General features: G+C 62.2%; 11 protein-coding genes. 9 read left to right on the forward strand and 2 right to left on the reverse strand.

Annotated elements, in window-relative coordinates:
- Positions 1 to 3: 3 nt before the first annotated feature.
- Positions 4 to 3,282 carry a sensor domain-containing protein gene (locus LIY36_RS06050; RefSeq protein WP_226455108.1) on the reverse strand — a complete coding sequence of 1,093 codons (3,279 nt, stop codon included), beginning with the start codon at positions 3,280 to 3,282 and terminating at the stop codon, positions 4 to 6.
- Positions 3,283 to 3,347: 65 nt separating this feature from the next.
- Positions 3,348 to 4,238 (reverse strand): LysR family transcriptional regulator, encoded by an 891-nt coding sequence (locus tag LIY36_RS06055; protein WP_226455109.1) that lies wholly within the window; start codon positions 4,236 to 4,238, stop codon positions 3,348 to 3,350.
- A 140-nt stretch (positions 4,239 to 4,378) separates the two neighbouring features.
- Between LIY36_RS06055 and leuC the strand changes: the two genes are divergently transcribed.
- The 9 genes from leuC to LIY36_RS06100 all read left to right on the forward strand — a co-directional run bounded on the left by leuC (position 4,379) and on the right by LIY36_RS06100 (position 15,388).
- Positions 4,379 to 5,797, forward strand: coding sequence for a 3-isopropylmalate dehydratase large subunit (leuC, locus tag LIY36_RS06060; RefSeq protein WP_226455110.1), 1,419 nt, complete (start codon positions 4,379 to 4,381; stop codon positions 5,795 to 5,797).
- A 10-nt stretch (positions 5,798 to 5,807) separates the two neighbouring features.
- On the forward strand, positions 5,808 to 6,452 hold the full coding sequence (leuD, locus tag LIY36_RS06065; protein WP_015884976.1) for a 3-isopropylmalate dehydratase small subunit: 645 nt from the start codon (positions 5,808 to 5,810) through the stop codon (positions 6,450 to 6,452).
- 146 nt (positions 6,453 to 6,598) lie between these two features.
- The gene (locus LIY36_RS06070; protein WP_226455111.1) at positions 6,599 to 7,363 is read left to right on the forward strand and encodes a class I SAM-dependent methyltransferase; all 765 of its coding nucleotides are present in this window, start codon (positions 6,599 to 6,601) and stop codon (positions 7,361 to 7,363) included.
- Between the two features lie 53 nt (positions 7,364 to 7,416).
- Positions 7,417 to 8,499 (forward strand): 3-isopropylmalate dehydrogenase, encoded by a 1,083-nt coding sequence (gene leuB / locus LIY36_RS06075; RefSeq protein ID WP_021491199.1) that lies wholly within the window; start codon positions 7,417 to 7,419, stop codon positions 8,497 to 8,499.
- A gap of 64 nt (positions 8,500 to 8,563) precedes the next feature.
- Positions 8,564 to 9,676: an aspartate-semialdehyde dehydrogenase gene (asd, locus tag LIY36_RS06080; RefSeq protein WP_192296839.1), complete on the forward strand. Its 1,113-nt coding sequence runs from the start codon at positions 8,564 to 8,566 to the stop codon at positions 9,674 to 9,676.
- Positions 9,677 to 9,925: 249 nt separating this feature from the next.
- Entirely contained in the window at positions 9,926 to 10,936 is a 1,011-nt protein-coding gene (locus LIY36_RS06085; protein ID WP_192296838.1) for an aspartate-semialdehyde dehydrogenase, read from the forward strand.
- A 162-nt stretch (positions 10,937 to 11,098) separates the two neighbouring features.
- Positions 11,099 to 13,684 carry a FimV/HubP family polar landmark protein gene (locus tag LIY36_RS06090; RefSeq protein ID WP_226455112.1) on the forward strand — a complete coding sequence of 862 codons (2,586 nt, stop codon included), beginning with the start codon at positions 11,099 to 11,101 and terminating at the stop codon, positions 13,682 to 13,684.
- Between the two features lie 194 nt (positions 13,685 to 13,878).
- Complete coding sequence (gene truA / locus LIY36_RS06095; RefSeq protein ID WP_192297231.1) at positions 13,879 to 14,703, forward strand: tRNA pseudouridine(38-40) synthase TruA; 825 nt, start codon at positions 13,879 to 13,881, stop codon at positions 14,701 to 14,703.
- Between the two features lie 64 nt (positions 14,704 to 14,767).
- Positions 14,768 to 15,388, forward strand: a complete 621-nt coding sequence (locus tag LIY36_RS06100; RefSeq protein ID WP_226455113.1) for a phosphoribosylanthranilate isomerase — start codon at positions 14,768 to 14,770, stop codon at positions 15,386 to 15,388.
- Positions 15,389 to 15,455: the final 67 nt, after the last annotated feature.

The raw sequence follows: 15,455 nt of genomic DNA on the forward strand, positions 1-15,455 counted from the left end.
CAGCTATTCCAGCAAGCGCCTGAACGCCTCAATCGGCAACGGCCGACTGTGCAGATACCCCTGAAACACATGGCACCCCAACCGTTGCAGGAACGCCAACTGCTCCAGGGTTTCCACGCCCTCGGCAATCACTTCCAGGTTCAGGCTGCGAGCCATGGCCACGATGGCGCGGATGATTTCCGCGTCGTTCGGGTCGTGAGTCGCATCGCGCACAAACGACTGGTCGATCTTCAGTGCGTCCACCGGCAGGCGCTTGAGGTAGGTCAGCGATGAATAGCCGGTGCCGAAATCATCCATCGCGAAGCTCACGCCGAGCTTTTTCAGGCGGCGCATCTTGGCCACGGTGTCGTCCAGGTTCTGGATCACGATGCCTTCGGTAATCTCCAGTTTCAGCAGGCTGTAGGGCAGGTCGTGCTGATCGAGGCTGTGCACCACGCGTTCAACGAAGTCGTTCTGGCGAAACTGCCGGGGGCTGATATTCACGCACAGGCTGAAGCGCAACGGGTCCACCAGGCCGTCAGAGATCAATTGCTGAAATGCACCGCAGGCTTCATCGAGAATCCAGGTGCCGACTTCCAGGATCAGCCCGCTGTCCTCCAGCACCTTGATGAACTCGGCAGGGGACTGCGCGCCCAGTTGCGGGTGCTGCCAGCGCACCAGGGCTTCGGCGCCGATGATGTGGTTGCCGCGTGCATCGACCTGGGGTTGGTAGTGCACGCTGAATTCGCCGCGTGACAGGGCCAGGCGCAGGTCGGTTTCCATGCGCAGGCGTTCGCTGGCGGTTCTTTGCATGCTGTTGTGGAACATCTGCGTGGTGTTGCGCCCCGAATCCTTGGCGCGGTACAGGGCGATGTCGGCGCGCTTGAGCAGGTCGGCCGGCGTCGAGCCATGGTCGGGGATCAACGCTACGCCAATGCTCGGGGTGACCTGCAGGCGGTGGCCGTCGAGGAACATCGGCTCCGAGAGCAATTCACGCAGGGTGTCGGCCAATTCCTGCACCTGGGTACTGACCTGCGAACGCGTGCCGTCGAGGCCGCTGAGCAGTACCACAAACTCATCGCCGCCCAGGCGGGCCACGGTGTCTTCCATGCGCACGCTGGCTTCCAGGCGGGCGGTGACGATTTTCAGCACAGTGTCGCCGACCGGGTGGCCAAGGGAATCGTTGATGTGCTTGAAGTGGTCCAGGTCCAGGAACAGCAGCGCGCCTCGCAGGTTGTGGCGCTTGAGCAGGGCGATCTGCTGGCTCAGGCGGTCCATCAGTAGGGCGCGGTTGGGCAGGTTGGTCAGCGGGTCATGGTAGGCCAGGTGGCGGATCTGCGCCTGGGCATTCTTCAACAGGCTCACATCGCGGGCGGTCAGCAGCAGGCACGGCGTTTCATTCAGGGTGATCGGCTCGACCGAAACTTCCACCGCCAACACATCGCCGCGCTTGTTGTGCCAAAGCATCTCCAGGTGGTGGATGCGCCCCTTGATCTGCAATTCAGCCAGCAGCGCCGAGCGTTGGTTTTCATCAGCCCAGATGCCGATTTGATACAGCGTGAGCCCGATGGCTTCTTCCGCGCGGTAACCCGTGAGGCGGCAAAAACCATCGTTGACCTCGACATACCGACCGGTGTCGCGCTCGGTAATGGAAATGGCGTCGGGGCTGGAATGGAACGCCTTGGCGAACTTCTCTTCGCTGGCCTTGAGCGCGGCTTCCGAGCGTTGCTGCTGGGTGATGTCGCGCAAGGTGGTGACGATGCACGGTTGGTCGCCGACCTTGATCAGCCGGCTGGCGATCACGCAGGTCAGGCTTCGCCCATCCTTGTGGCGAGCGATGATGGCCACATTGTTCAATGACTGTTCGCGAATCACCCGCTCGATGCGTTGCAGGCGCTTGCTGGAGTCGTCCCACAGGCCGATCTGCTCGGCACTTTTGTCGAGCACTTCGGCCGCGCTCCAGCCAAAGGTCTGGGTAAACGCGGGGTTGATTTCGATAAATACGCCGCTGTCCAGGCCGGTGACGCAGATCGGATCGGGGCTGGCCTGGAACAGGCTGGCGAATTTCTCTTCGGAGGCGCTCAGGCGTTGCTCGCGTTCGACCTGGTCGGTGATGTCCAGCAGGGTGCCGGCCATGCGCAATGGCGCGCCCTTTTCGTCGCGGTAGAGGCGCGCGCGGCTTTCAAGGTAGCGCGAACTGCCGTCCTCCATGGGCACGCGGTAGGTCAGTTGGTAGTTGCCGGCCGGGCCTTCGCGCAGGGTGCGATAGGCATTGCGCATGTTGTCGCGTTCTTCATCGGGCATGCCTTCGAAAAACGCGTCGAAGGACTCGTGGAACGGCTCGGGTGGCAGGCCGTGCAGTTGCGCGGCGCGAGCCGAGCCGTAGAGCATGCCGGTGGGAATGTGCCAGTCCCAGGTGCCCAGTTGCGCGGAATTGAGCGCCAGGTCGAGGCGTTCCTGGCTGTCCTTGAGCGCCTGATCGGCGTTTTTGCGTTCGGTGGTGTCAAGAAAGGTGCTGATCAGATAAGCCTCACCCTCCAGTTCGACCTTTTGCGCGCTGAGGGTGCCATCGTGGATCTGGCCGTTGCTGGCGCAAAACTGCACCTCCATGGTGATCGGCTCGCCCTTGCGCTGAGTAGCCTTGACCAGCTGCGCGCGCTGCTCGGGGTGGCGCCACAGGCCCAGGTCCAGGGTGGTGCGGCCGATGGCATCGGCGACCGGCCAGCCGAAATGGATCTCGAAATACTGGTTGGCTTCACTGATCAGGCCGTCGGCCTGGCGGGTCAGCAGCACCATGTTCGGGCATAGGTGAAACAGCGTGGCGAAGCGCTTTTCGGAGTGGCCGAGGGCGGTTTCCCGTTCACGCTGCTGGGTGATCTCACGGATCACCCCGATCATCCGACGCCGCCCGGTCTTGTCCGGCGCCAGGCTGCCGTTGATTTCCAGCCAGTGATAGCTGCCGTCGGGCCACTGGATACGGTGGCGCATCGCCTGCTCGAACGGTTCGCCGGCCAGCACCGCATGAAAGGCCCGCACGACCTTGGCGCGGTCGGCCGGGGCGAGCAGGTCGAGGTAATCCAGGTCTTTGGGCAGTGGCGCGCGCGGGTCGAAGCCGAACAGCGCCTGGGTCCCCCGTGACCAACTGATCCTGCCGGTGTCGATTTCCCAGCACCATGCCCCCAGCCGGGCACCGTTGAGGGCTGCCAGCAATTGCGGGGCGCTGTCCCAGCTCTGTTCCGCCTCTTGGGGGTCCAGAGCGTAAATGCGGGGCAGGGGTGGCACGGAATCGACGGGATTGCGCATTATCAAAGGGCCTTGGCTCAATGGGCGTAAGGCGCGGTTTCACGTAAACCTGAGGCCGCACGGCTTCATGCCGGTATTCCTGGCAGATCGACCTGTGCATCCAATAGGCTCATGAAAGCCCGCGCTGCGTTCGACAACGTCCTTTCGGTGTGCACGATATAGCCTAGCTGGCGACTGAGTTGTATGCCCGGTAAAGCGATGCTCGCCACCTGATCATCCAGCATGGTGCGCGGCAAGACGCTCCAGGCCAGGCCGATGGACACCATCATCTTGATAGTTTCCAGGTAGTTAGTACTCATCGCGATGTTTGGCGTCAGGCCCTGGGCTTCGAACAAGCGCCTGACGATATGGTGTGTAAAGGTGTTGCCGCCGGGAAAAACCGCCGGATGACCGGCAATATCGGTCAGGCTGACGTGGCCGTTGCTGGTCAGGCTGTGCTCCGGCGCCACGACAAAATCCAGCGGGTCATCCCAGACCGGGGTCGCACGCACCAGGTGATGGGGGTCGGGCGCGAGGGTGATCACCGCCACCTCGGCGCGGCCGTGGAGGATTTCCTCGTAGGCCACTTCCGAATCGAGGAACTGAATATCCAGCGCCACGTTCGGGTATTTGCGGGTAAAGGTGCGCAACACGGGCGGCAGGCGGTGCAGGCCGATGTGGTGACTGGTGGCCAGGGTCAGGCGCCCGCTGACTTCACCGGTCAGGTTGGTGAGGGCGCGACGGGTGTCGTCCAGCACGTTGAGAATCTGATAAGCCCGTGGCAATAGGGCCCGCCCGGCCTCGGTCAAGCCGACTTCGCGGCCCAGGCGGTCGAACAGGCGCACCTTCAATTGTTGCTCCAGGCCGGCAATGCGTTTGCTGATGGCCGGCTGGGTCAGGTGCAGGCGCTCACCGGCGCCGGAGAAGCTTCCGGTCTCGGCGATGGCAATAAAGGCATTGAGGTTGGCCAGGTCCATGGTTGTATTCCAGTTGGTAATCCAAAGCATAAAAAATATGAATTTGAGTTATTTAATGTAGCGCCATACCATCAGCCTCACAAGCCAAAGGGTTATTGAAATGCCCAGGGCATAGAAAGACCGATGATGAGGACCGACTGATGGCCGGCAAAACGCTTTACGACAAACTTTGGGATTCCCATGAAGTGAAACGGCGCGACGATGGCTCGTCGCTGATCTATATCGACCGTCACATCATCCATGAAGTGACCTCGCCACAAGCGTTCGAAGGCCTGCGGCTGGCAGGGCGCAAGCCTTGGCGCGTCGACTCCATCATCGCCACCCCGGACCACAACGTACCGACCACCCCGGAACGCAAGGGCGGCATCGACGCGATCGTCGACACCGTGTCGCGTCTGCAGGTGCAAACCCTCGATGACTACTGCGACGAATATGGCATCACCGAATTCAAGATGAATGACGTGCGTCAAGGGATCGTCCACGTGATCGGCCCGGAGCAGGGTGCAACCTTGCCGGGTATGACTGTGGTATGCGGCGACTCCCACACCTCCACCCACGGTGCCTTCGGTGCCTTGGCCCACGGCATCGGCACGTCCGAAGTGGAGCATGTGTTCGCGACCCAGTGCCTGGTCGCCAAAAAGATGAAGAACATGCTGGTGCGCGTCGAAGGCCAATTGCCGTTCGGCGTGACCGCCAAGGACATCGTCCTCGCCGTGATCGGCAAGATCGGCACCGCCGGCGGTAACGGGCATGCCATCGAGTTCGCCGGCAGCGCGATTCGCGACTTGTCCATCGAAGGCCGCATGACTATTTGCAACATGTCCATCGAAGCCGGTGCCCGTGTGGGCATGGTGGCGGCGGACGAAAAGACCGTTGAATACGTCAAGGGCCGCCCATTCGCACCGACCGGCGCAGACTGGGACGCTGCCGTCGAAGCCTGGAAAGACCTGGTCTCCGACGCCGACGCGGTGTTCGACACCGTGGTCGAACTCGATGCAGCACAGATCAAGCCGCAAGTCAGCTGGGGCACCTCGCCGGAAATGGTCCTGGCCGTCGACCAGAACGTGCCGGACCCGGCCAAGGAAGCCGATCTGGTCAAGCGCGGTTCCATCGCGCGTGCCCTGAAGTACATGGGCTTGCAGGCCAACCAGGCGATCACCGACATCCAGTTGGACCGCGTGTTCATCGGCTCCTGCACCAACTCGCGGATCGAAGACCTGCGCGCTGCGGCGGTGATTGCCAAGGGCCGCAAAGTCGCCTCGACCATCAAGCAAGCCATCGTGGTGCCGGGTTCGGGCCTGGTAAAGGCACAAGCCGAAGCCGAAGGCCTGGACAAGATCTTCCTCGAAGCCGGTTTTGAGTGGCGCGAGCCGGGCTGCTCGATGTGCCTGGCGATGAACCCGGACCGCCTGGAGTCGGGCGAGCATTGCGCGTCCACCTCCAACCGTAACTTCGAAGGGCGCCAGGGCGCCGGTGGGCGTACCCACCTGGTCAGCCCGGCCATGGCTGCTGCGGCGGCCGTCAACGGTCGTTTCATCGACGTTCGCGAATTGATCTGAGGAATACCCGATGCGTGCTTTTACCCAACACACCGGCCTTGTCGCCCCTTTGGATCGCGCCAACGTCGACACCGACCAGATCATCCCCAAACAGTTCTTGAAGTCGATCAAGCGCACCGGTTTCGGCCCGAACCTGTTCGACGAGTGGCGCTACCTGGATGTGGGGTACGCCTACCAGGACAACTCCAAGCGCCCGCTGAACAAGGACTTCGTACTCAACGCCGAACGTTACCAGGGGGCCAGCGTGTTGCTCGCCCGCGAGAACTTCGGTTGCGGCTCCAGCCGTGAACACGCGCCGTGGGCCCTGGAAGAATATGGCTTTCGCAGCATCATTGCGCCGAGCTATGCCGACATCTTCTTCAACAACAGCTTCAAGAACGGCTTGCTGCCGATCATCTTGAGCGACGCAGAAGTCGACGAGTTGTTCAAGCAGGTGGAAGCCGAAGAGGGCTACCAGCTGACCGTCGACCTGGCCGCGCAAACCGTGACCCGTCCGGATGGCAAGGTGTATCACTTTGAGGTCGATGCGTTCCGCAAGCACTGCCTGATCAACGGCCTGGACGATATTGGCCTGACCTTGCAGGACGGCGATGCAATTGCCGCCTTTGAAGCCAAGCACCGGGCCAGCCAGCCTTGGTTGTTTCGCGATGCCTGATTTGATGTAAGCAGGACTGGCCCTTTCGCGAGCAAGCCCGCTCCCACATTCGACCGAGTTCCTTCAGTTGAAATGCGGCCAAATGTGGGAGCGGGCTTGCTCGCGAAGACGGCAGCACAAACACCATAAGTCCCAAGGAAACCCTCATGACCAGCACCGCCCACACCCAAGTCGTGCAAAAACAATTCGGCGAACAAGCCTCGGCCTACCTGAGCAGTGCCGTGCACGCCCAGGGCACCGAATTCGCGCTGCTCCAGGCCGAACTGGCCGGGCAGGGCGCCGCACGACTGCTGGATCTGGGCTGCGGTGCCGGTCATGTGAGCTTTCACGTCGCCCCTCTGGTTAAAGAGGTGGTGGCCTACGACCTTTCCCAGCAGATGCTCGATGTCGTCGCGGGCGCTGCAAACGATCGGGGCCTGGACAATATCCGCACCGTCCATGGCGCCGCCGAGCGCCTGCCGTTCGCCGATGGCGAGTTCGACTTCGTGTTCAGCCGCTACTCGGCGCACCACTGGAGCGACGTCGGCCTGGCCCTGCGCGAAGTGCGCCGGGTGCTCAAGCCGGGCGGGGTAGTGGCGTTTGTCGATGTCTTGTCACCGGGCAGCCCGCTGTTGGACACTTACCTGCAAACCGTCGAAGTGCTGCGCGACACCAGCCACGTACGCGATTACTCCGCCGCCGAATGGATGCAGCAGCTCAGCGAGTCCGGCCTGCATGTGCGTAACAGCAGCCGCCAGCGCCTGCGCCTGGAATACACCTCGTGGGTCGAGCGCATGCGCACGCCCGAGGTGCTGCGCGCTGCCATCCTTGAGCTGCAACGGGCGATGGGCCAGGAAGTGCGCGATTACTTCGAGATTCAAGCCGACGGCACCTTCAGCACCGACGTGCTGGTGGTGTTTGCCGAGCGCTGAGCAATTTTTCCCGACCTGCCCGCGGGCGGGTCGCTTGATGAAATGAGGAACCCATGAGCAAGCAGATTCTGATTCTCCCTGGCGACGGTATTGGTCCGGAAATCATGGCCGAAGCGGTCAAGGTGCTGGAGCTCGCCAACAGCAAGTACAGCCTGGGCTTTGAACTGAGCCACGACGTGATCGGCGGCGCCGCCATCGACAAGCATGGCGTGCCACTGGCCGACGAAACCCTGGACCGCGCCCGCGCGGCCGACGCCGTGCTGCTCGGCGCCGTGGGTGGCCCGAAGTGGGACAAGATCGAACGTGACATCCGCCCTGAGCGCGGCTTGCTGAAAATCCGTGCGCAACTGGGCCTGTTCGGCAACCTGCGCCCGGCGATCCTCTACCCGCAGCTGGCTGATGCGTCGAGCCTCAAGCCGGAAGTGGTCGCGGGCCTGGACATCCTCATCGTGCGTGAGCTGACCGGCGGTATCTACTTCGGCTCGCCACGTGGCGTGCGCGAGCTGGAAAACGGCGAACGCCAGGCCTACGACACCCTGCCGTACAGCGAGAGCGAAATCCGCCGTATCGCCCGTGTCGGTTTCGACATGGCCCGTGTGCGTGGCAAGAAAGTCTGCTCGGTCGACAAGGCCAACGTGCTGGCCTCCAGCCAACTGTGGCGCGAAATCGTCGAAGAAGTGGCCAAGGACTACCCGGATGTCGAGCTGAGCCACATGTACGTCGATAACGCCGCCATGCAGTTGGTGCGTGCGCCCAAGCAGTTCGACGTGATCGTTACCGACAACCTGTTCGGCGACATCCTGTCCGACCAGGCGTCGATGCTCACCGGCTCCATCGGCATGCTGCCGTCGGCGTCCCTGGACACCAACAACAAGGGCATGTACGAGCCTTGCCACGGCTCGGCGCCGGACATCGCGGGCCAGGGCATTGCCAACCCGCTGGCGACTATCTTGTCGGTGTCGATGATGCTGCGTTACAGCTTCAACCTGAGCGAAGCGGCGGATGCCATCGAGAAGGCCGTGAGCCTGGTGCTGGATCAGGGTTTGCGCACCGGCGACATCTGGTCGCAGGGTTGCACCAAGGTTGGGACGCAAGAAATGGGCGACGCAGTAGTCGCCGCGCTGCGGAATCTGTAATCTCTCGGGCCCGCTTGCAGTTGTTGCTGCAAGGCGGCCCACTTTTTAACAAGGTGTAGTTGCGATGAAACGTGTAGGTCTGATCGGTTGGCGCGGTATGGTCGGTTCCGTGCTCATGCAGCGGATGCTGGAAGAGCAGGATTTCGATCTTATTGAGCCGGTGTTTTTCACCACTTCGAACGTTGGTGGCCAAGGCCCGTCCGTGGGCAAGGATATTGCCCCGCTCAAGGACGCCTACAGCATTGAAGAGCTGAAGACCCTCGACGTGATTGTGACCTGTCAGGGTGGCGACTACACCAGTGAAGTCTTCCCCAAGCTGCGTGAAGCCGGCTGGCAGGGTTACTGGATCGATGCTGCATCGAGCCTGCGTATGCAGGACGACGCCGTGATCATCCTGGACCCGGTGAACCGCAAGGTCATCGACCAGCAGCTGGATGCGGGCACCAAGAACTACGTCGGCGGCAACTGCACCGTCAGCCTGATGCTGATGGGCCTGGGTGGCTTGTTCGAAGCCGGCCTGGTCGAGTGGATGAGCGCCATGACCTATCAGGCGGCCTCCGGTGCCGGTGCGCAGAATATGCGTGAGCTGATCAAGCAGATGGGCGCGACCCACGCGGCTGTCGCCGATCAACTGGCCGACCCGGCCAGCGCGATCCTCGACATCGACCGTCGTGTGGCTGAAGCCATGCGCAGCGATGCGTACCCGACCGAGAACTTCGGCGTGCCGTTGGCCGGTAGCTTGATCCCGTGGATCGACAAGGAACTGCCGAACGGCCAGAGCCGCGAAGAGTGGAAGGCCCAGGCCGAGACCAACAAGATCCTCGGTCGCTTCAAGAGCCCGATCCCGGTGGATGGCATCTGCGTGCGTATCGGCGCGATGCGCTGCCACAGCCAGGCGCTGACCATCAAGCTGAACAAAGACGTGCCGATCGCTGATATCGAAGCGTTGATCAGCTCGCACAACCCATGGGTCAAGCTGGTGCCGAACAACCGCGACATCAGCATGCAGGAGCTGAGTCCGACGAAGGTCACCGGTACCCTGAATGTACCCGTGGGCCGTCTGCGCAAGCTGAACATGGGCAGCCAGTTCCTGGGCGCGTTCACGGTTGGCGACCAACTGTTGTGGGGCGCGGCTGAACCGCTGCGTCGCATGCTGCGGATCTTGCTGGAGCGTTGATCGCTTGAGGCAATCAGGAAACCCGCGTTCTGGTGACAGGCGCGGGTTTTTTGTTGTGCTTTCGGGCCTCTTCGCGAGCAAGCCCGCTCCCACATTTGATTGCATTTCAATTGGAGAAACTCGGTCGAATGTGGGAGCGGGCTTGCTCGCGAAGAGGCCATCAGCGACACCCCAAGACCCGGTCCAATTGCCTCACCCCCAACCACCCGGTAAAGTGCCGCTCCCCCCGCAATGCCCGAGGCAGCCCCCATGACCCAGACCTTTGAAATCGCCGTGATCGGCGCCACCGGCACCGTGGGTGAAACCCTGGTGCAGATCCTCGAAGAACTGGATTTCCCGGTGGGTACCCTGTATCTGCTGGCTGGCAGCAACTCGGCGGGGGCATCGGTGCCGTTTCGCGGCAAGAACGTGCGGGTCAAGGAAGTCGACGAATTTGACTTCAGCAAGGCGCAGCTGGCGTTCTTTGCAGCCGGGCCGGCCGTCACCCTGAGTTTCGCCCCGCGCGCCACGGCGGCCGGGTGTGCGGTGATCGACCTGTCGGGTGCCTTGCCTGCCGAACAGGCGCCGCCGGTGGTACCGGAGGCGAATGCGCAGGTTCTCAAGGGCCTGAAAAAACCCTTCCAGCTCGCCAGCCCGAGCCCGTCCGCAACCAACCTGGCGGTGGTCCTGGCGCCATTGCGTGGCTTGCTGGACATCCAACGCGTGAGCGTCACCGCCAGCCTGGCCGTGTCTGCCCAGGGGCGCGAAGCCGTCAGCGAGCTGGCGCGGCAAACCGCTGAACTGCTGAACGTGCGCCCGCTGGAGCCGAAGTTCTTTGATCGGCAAATGGCCTTCAACCTGTTGGCACAAGTCGGTACGCCAGATGCCCAAGGTCATACAGCCCTTGAGAAGCGTCTCGTACACGAACTGCGCGCGGTGCTGGAAACTCCTTTACTAAAGATTTCCGCAACTTGCGTTCAAGCCCCGGTGTTTTTTGGCGATAGCCTGACAGTGTCATTGCAGCTGGGTGCCGCGGTCGACCTTGCCGCCGTCAACCGCGCACTCGACGCAGCGCCGGGTGTAGAGCTGGTGGAGGAGGGTGATTACCCAACCGCTGTTGGCGATGCAGTCGGGCAAGACGTGGTGTATGTCGGACGGGTTCGCGCAGGTGTGGATGATCCGTCGGAACTAAATCTGTGGCTGACGTCAGATAACGTACGCAAAGGCGCGGCACTGAACGCCGTACAGCTGGCACAGTTGTTGATAAAAGACCTTGCGTAAAAGATACTTGGCGGCAATTTGTAGATTGATTCTAACCAGGCGCTATGCTTGGCCCCAAGCTGGAAAAGTTGCGCGTCGGTGACCTATCGGCTCGCCATGCCTAATGGCAGCGGTTACCAACCTTCTCGCAGGCCGGGGAGTGTTCAAACAAAGGATGAGGCTATGGTTCAAGTTCGCAAACTGGTGTTAGCAATAGCGGCCGCCTCGGCGCTGTCCTCCGGTATGGCGCAGGCGCTGCAACTTGGGGAGATGACCCTCAAGTCGAAGTTGAACCAGCCCTTGTCGGTGGAAATCGAATTGCTTGATGTCGGCGGCCTCACGGCGTCCGAGATCACGCCGAGCCTGGCTTCCTCCCAGGCGTTTGTGGATGCGGGCGTGGATCGCCAGGCGTTCCTCAATGACCTGACGTTTACTCCCGTGATCAACCCCAGTGGCCGCAGCGTGGTGCGCGTCACCTCCAGCAAGCCTCTGCCGGAATCCTACGTACGTTTCCTGTTGCAGGTGCAGTGGCCCAATGGTCGCCTGATGCGCGACTACAGCGTGCTGCTTGATCCCGCCAAATTTGAACAACCGGCAGCTGCCGTCCCAGCGCCGCGCTTGTCGGCGCCGGCGAGTGCCGCGCCCGCTGCACCTGCCGCCCCTGTTGTAAGCAAGCCGAACCAGCACACCACGACTTCTCGCGACACCTTGTGGGAAATTGCCGCGAAGAACCGCAACGGCGGCTCGGTCCAACAGACCATGCTGGCGATCCAGGCACTCAACCCTGGCGCCTTTATCGATGGCAACATCAACCGCTTGAAGACCGGCCAGGTCCTGCGCCTGCCGGATACCGTACAAAGCACCGCACTGCCACAGCCACAGGCGATTGCCGAAGTCACCGCGCAAAACGCTGCCTGGCGCCAGGGCCGTCGCTCGGCGACCAATCAAGTCGCGGGCAAGCAGCAACTGGATGCCACCAAGCGCACCCAGGCGGGCAATGCGCCGTCGAGCACCACGACCAAGGACAACCTGAGCCTGGTCTCGGCTGAGTCCGCCAAGAAGGGCGCAAAAGGCAAGGCCGCTGACGGCCGCGCCCTGAGCGACAAGCTGGCGATGACCCAGGAAGAGCTGGACACCACCCGTCGCGACAACGCCGAGCTGAAAAGCCGTGCGGCGGACCTGCAAAGCCAGTTGGACAAGCTGCAAAAGCTGATTCAACTGAAAAACGACCAGTTGGCGCGTTTGCAGGCTGAAAAAGGTGATCCCGCAGCGGCAGCTGCAACGGCACCCATCTCTGCACAATTGGCTGGCGAGCCGGCCGCGGCGACGCCTGCTGCTCCGGTAGCGGCGCCTGTTCCTGCGCCTGTCCCGGCGGCGCCTGCGCCTGAGCCGATCAAGCCTGAAGCGGCACCTGCCAGCGCGGATGACAAATTCAACGACCTGCTGACCAATCCGGTGGTGCTGGGTGTGATCGGTGGCACGGCGGGCCTGGTGGTGTTGTTGCTCCTGCTGCTGTGGGCGCGCCATCGCAATGCCCGTCGCGAAGAGGAAAAGCACCTGCGCATGGCCCGTGCCCTGGCCGAAGAACCGGTATTCACCTCCGATATTGACCAGGATCTGCCACCGGACAGCTTCGAGGGTCTGGAAGTCCCGCCGCCGAACGTCAAGCTGTCAGCCGCTCCGGCGCCTGTGTCTGCCCCTGTGGTCGAGCAGACAGTCGTGCCAACCGTCGCCTCGGTGCTCTCGCCGCTGGCAGTGGCCGTTGCCCCGGTCAACGCCAACGATGCGCTGGCCCAGGCCCAATCCCTTGTCGACCGCGGCCATCTGAACCAGGCCGCCGATGTATTGGAGCAAGCGATCAAGCACGAACCCAAGCGCAGCGATTTGCGCTTGAAGCTGATGGAGGTCTATGGCCTGCAAAACGACAAGGACGGCTTTGTCACCCAGGAGCGCCAGCTGGTAGCCAACGGTGAGAACCATGCCCAGGTCGAGCAGCTCAAGTCACGCTTCCCGGCCATGGCCGTGCTCGCGGCGGGTGTCAGCGCCGCAGTGGCCGCCGCCGCTCTGGACGCTCAATACGTCAAGGACCTGCTGGAAGACAAGCCGGCGGCACCGGCACCGGCGCCAGAACCTGAGGCCTTCGAGACTGATTTCGACCTGAGCCTGGATGAATTGGAAGCCGCTTCGCCTGCCAGTCTGGACGATGAGTTGAGTTTTGAGTCGGTGCTGCAACAGCAGACCGAAGCCAAGGCCAGCCCGGACGACCTGTCCGACTTTGATTTGGACCTGCAACTCGATGAGCCGGCTTCGGCGCAGGCCGATGACGACTTCCTGTCTGGCCTCGAAGAGCAGATGCAGGATGTGCCTGCCGTCGAGCCGCCGACCCTGACGCCCGCTGCGCTGGACGATTTTGACCTGCCGGAAGACTTCGACCTGTCCCTGGCCGACGAGCCTGAAGCGGCTGCCAAGCCTGATGCCTTTGCGTCCGAGCTGGATGACGTCAACGCTGAGCTGGATCGTCTGTCCCAGAGCCTGGAGCATCCGCCTATCGAGCCATCCTTCACCGCTGAAGATGCGGCGCTGGGTGGTGATGAGCCGGAGTTCGACTTCCTGTCTGGAACCGATGAAGTAGCGACCAAGCTGGACTTGGCCCAGGCGTACATCGACATGGGTGATGCTGATGGCGCGCGGGACATCCTGTCCGAAGTGCTGACCGAAGGTGACGAGTCTCAGCGCGGCGAGGCCAAGGAAATGCTCGGCCGCATTTGAAGGGCAACGAAAATCCACTGTGGGAGCGGGCTTGCCCGCGAAGGCGTAGTGTCAGTCAATGATGTCGTGACTGAGTGACTGCCTTCGCGAGCAAGCCCGCTCCCACATTTGGGCGGTCATCTTTATAATGGCCGCCTTTGCGTAACTCATCAGGCTCTCAGTTCTTGGCAAATATAGATAACGCGGCCGCCGAAATGGCGGCCGCAGGCTTTTACCGCATCGCCCTGGGCGTGGAATACAAAGGCTCGCGCTATCGCGGCTGGCAGCGCCAGGCGTCGGGTGTGCCGACGGTGCAGGAAACCCTGGAAAAGGCCCTGTCTAAAGTCGCTGACTCGCCGGTGTCGCTGATGTGCGCCGGGCGTACCGATGCTGGCGTGCATGCCTGCGGCCAGGTAGTTCACTTCGACACCCAGGCCGAGCGCACGATGAAGGCGTGGGTGATGGGCGCCAATATCAATTTGCCCCATGACGTCAGTGTCAGTTGGGCCAAGGTCATGCCTGCGCACTTTCATGCGCGCTTCAAGGCCATTGCCCGGCGCTATCGTTATGTGATCTACAACGACCAGATCCGCCCGGCTCATCTCAACGAAGAAATCACCTGGAACCACCGCCCGCTGGACGCCGAGCGCATGGCCGAGGCCGCGCAGCACCTGGTCGGTGTACATGATTTCAGCGCGTTCCGGGCGGGCCAGTGCCAGGCCAAGTCGCCGATCAAAGAAGTCCACCACCTGCGGGTCACGCGCCACGGCAAGATGATCGTGCTGGATATTCGTGCCGGTGCGTTCCTGCACCATATGGTGCGCAACATTGCTGGCGTGCTGATGACCATCGGCACGGGCGAGCGCCCTGTGGAATGGGCCAGGGAAGTGCTGGAAAGCCGCATCCGCCGTACCGGCGGGGTGACGGCGCATCCGTTCGGGTTGTACCTGGTGGATGTGGAGTACCGCGACGAGTTCGAATTGCCGGAACGTTTTATCGGGCCACACTTCCTCACAGGTTTCAGCGAACTTGGCGGCTGACGCCCGGAAAAGCATTTGTTACCATCCGGGACTTTCTCGGCCCAACCCCTGAGGTTTCCACGACATGCCAGCCGTTCGCAGCAAGATTTGCGGGATTACCCGCATAGAAGACGCGCTGGCGGCAGTCGAAGCGGGCGCGGACGCCATCGGTTTCGTGTTTTATGCCAAGAGCCCGCGGGCGGTTAATGTATTGCAGGCGCGGGCGATCATCGCCGCGTTACCGCCGTTCGTGACTACGGTGGGCTTGTTCGTCAACGCCAGCCGCTGCGAACTCAATGAGACCCTGGATGCCGTTGCGTTGGACATGCTGCAATTCCACGGCGACGAAAGCCCCGACGAGTGTGAGAGCTACCAGCGTCCGTATATCAAGGCGCTGCGGGTCAAGGCCCGAGACGATGTCGCCGCGGCCTGCGCCATCTACACGGGCGCTCGCGGGATTCTGCTGGACACCTATGTCGAAGGCGTGCCGGGCGGTACGGGTGAAGCGTTTGATTGGTCACTGATTCCCGAAGGCTTGAGCAAGCCGATCATCCTGGCGGGCGGGCTCAATCCCGCGAACGTCGCGGCCGCTATCGAACAGGTGCGCCCGTACGCCGTGGATGTCAGTGGTGGAGTGGAGCAGGGCAAGGGCATCAAGGATCACGACAAGATCCGCGCATTCATGCAGGCTGTGCGCGGGATGTGACGGCTGGCAGTCTGCCGCCGTCCATAATTACCACTGTGTAAAACAGCCCGGCGCCGCCTGTAGGTGG

Source organism: Pseudomonas sp. AF03-9, assembly GCF_020515815.1.
Classification (GTDB): Bacteria; Pseudomonadota; Gammaproteobacteria; order Pseudomonadales; family Pseudomonadaceae; genus Aquipseudomonas.

Excerpts from the sequence above, each read along its gene's own strand:
- LIY36_RS06050 (WP_226455108.1), bottom strand. The coding sequence starts at position 3,282 with ATGCGCAATCCCGTCGATTCCGTGCCACCCCTGCCCCGCATTTACGCT.
- LIY36_RS06055 (WP_226455109.1), bottom strand. The coding sequence starts at position 4,238 with ATGGACCTGGCCAACCTCAATGCCTTTATTGCCATCGCCGAGACCGGA.
- leuC (WP_226455110.1), top strand. The coding sequence starts at position 4,379 with ATGGCCGGCAAAACGCTTTACGACAAACTTTGGGATTCCCATGAAGTG.
- leuD (WP_015884976.1), top strand. The coding sequence starts at position 5,808 with ATGCGTGCTTTTACCCAACACACCGGCCTTGTCGCCCCTTTGGATCGC.
- LIY36_RS06070 (WP_226455111.1), top strand. The coding sequence starts at position 6,599 with ATGACCAGCACCGCCCACACCCAAGTCGTGCAAAAACAATTCGGCGAA.
- leuB (WP_021491199.1), top strand. The coding sequence starts at position 7,417 with ATGAGCAAGCAGATTCTGATTCTCCCTGGCGACGGTATTGGTCCGGAA.
- asd (WP_192296839.1), top strand. The coding sequence starts at position 8,564 with ATGAAACGTGTAGGTCTGATCGGTTGGCGCGGTATGGTCGGTTCCGTG.
- LIY36_RS06085 (WP_192296838.1), top strand. The coding sequence starts at position 9,926 with ATGACCCAGACCTTTGAAATCGCCGTGATCGGCGCCACCGGCACCGTG.
- LIY36_RS06090 (WP_226455112.1), top strand. The coding sequence starts at position 11,099 with ATGGTTCAAGTTCGCAAACTGGTGTTAGCAATAGCGGCCGCCTCGGCG.
- truA (WP_192297231.1), top strand. The coding sequence starts at position 13,879 with ATGGCGGCCGCAGGCTTTTACCGCATCGCCCTGGGCGTGGAATACAAA.
- LIY36_RS06100 (WP_226455113.1), top strand. The coding sequence starts at position 14,768 with ATGCCAGCCGTTCGCAGCAAGATTTGCGGGATTACCCGCATAGAAGAC.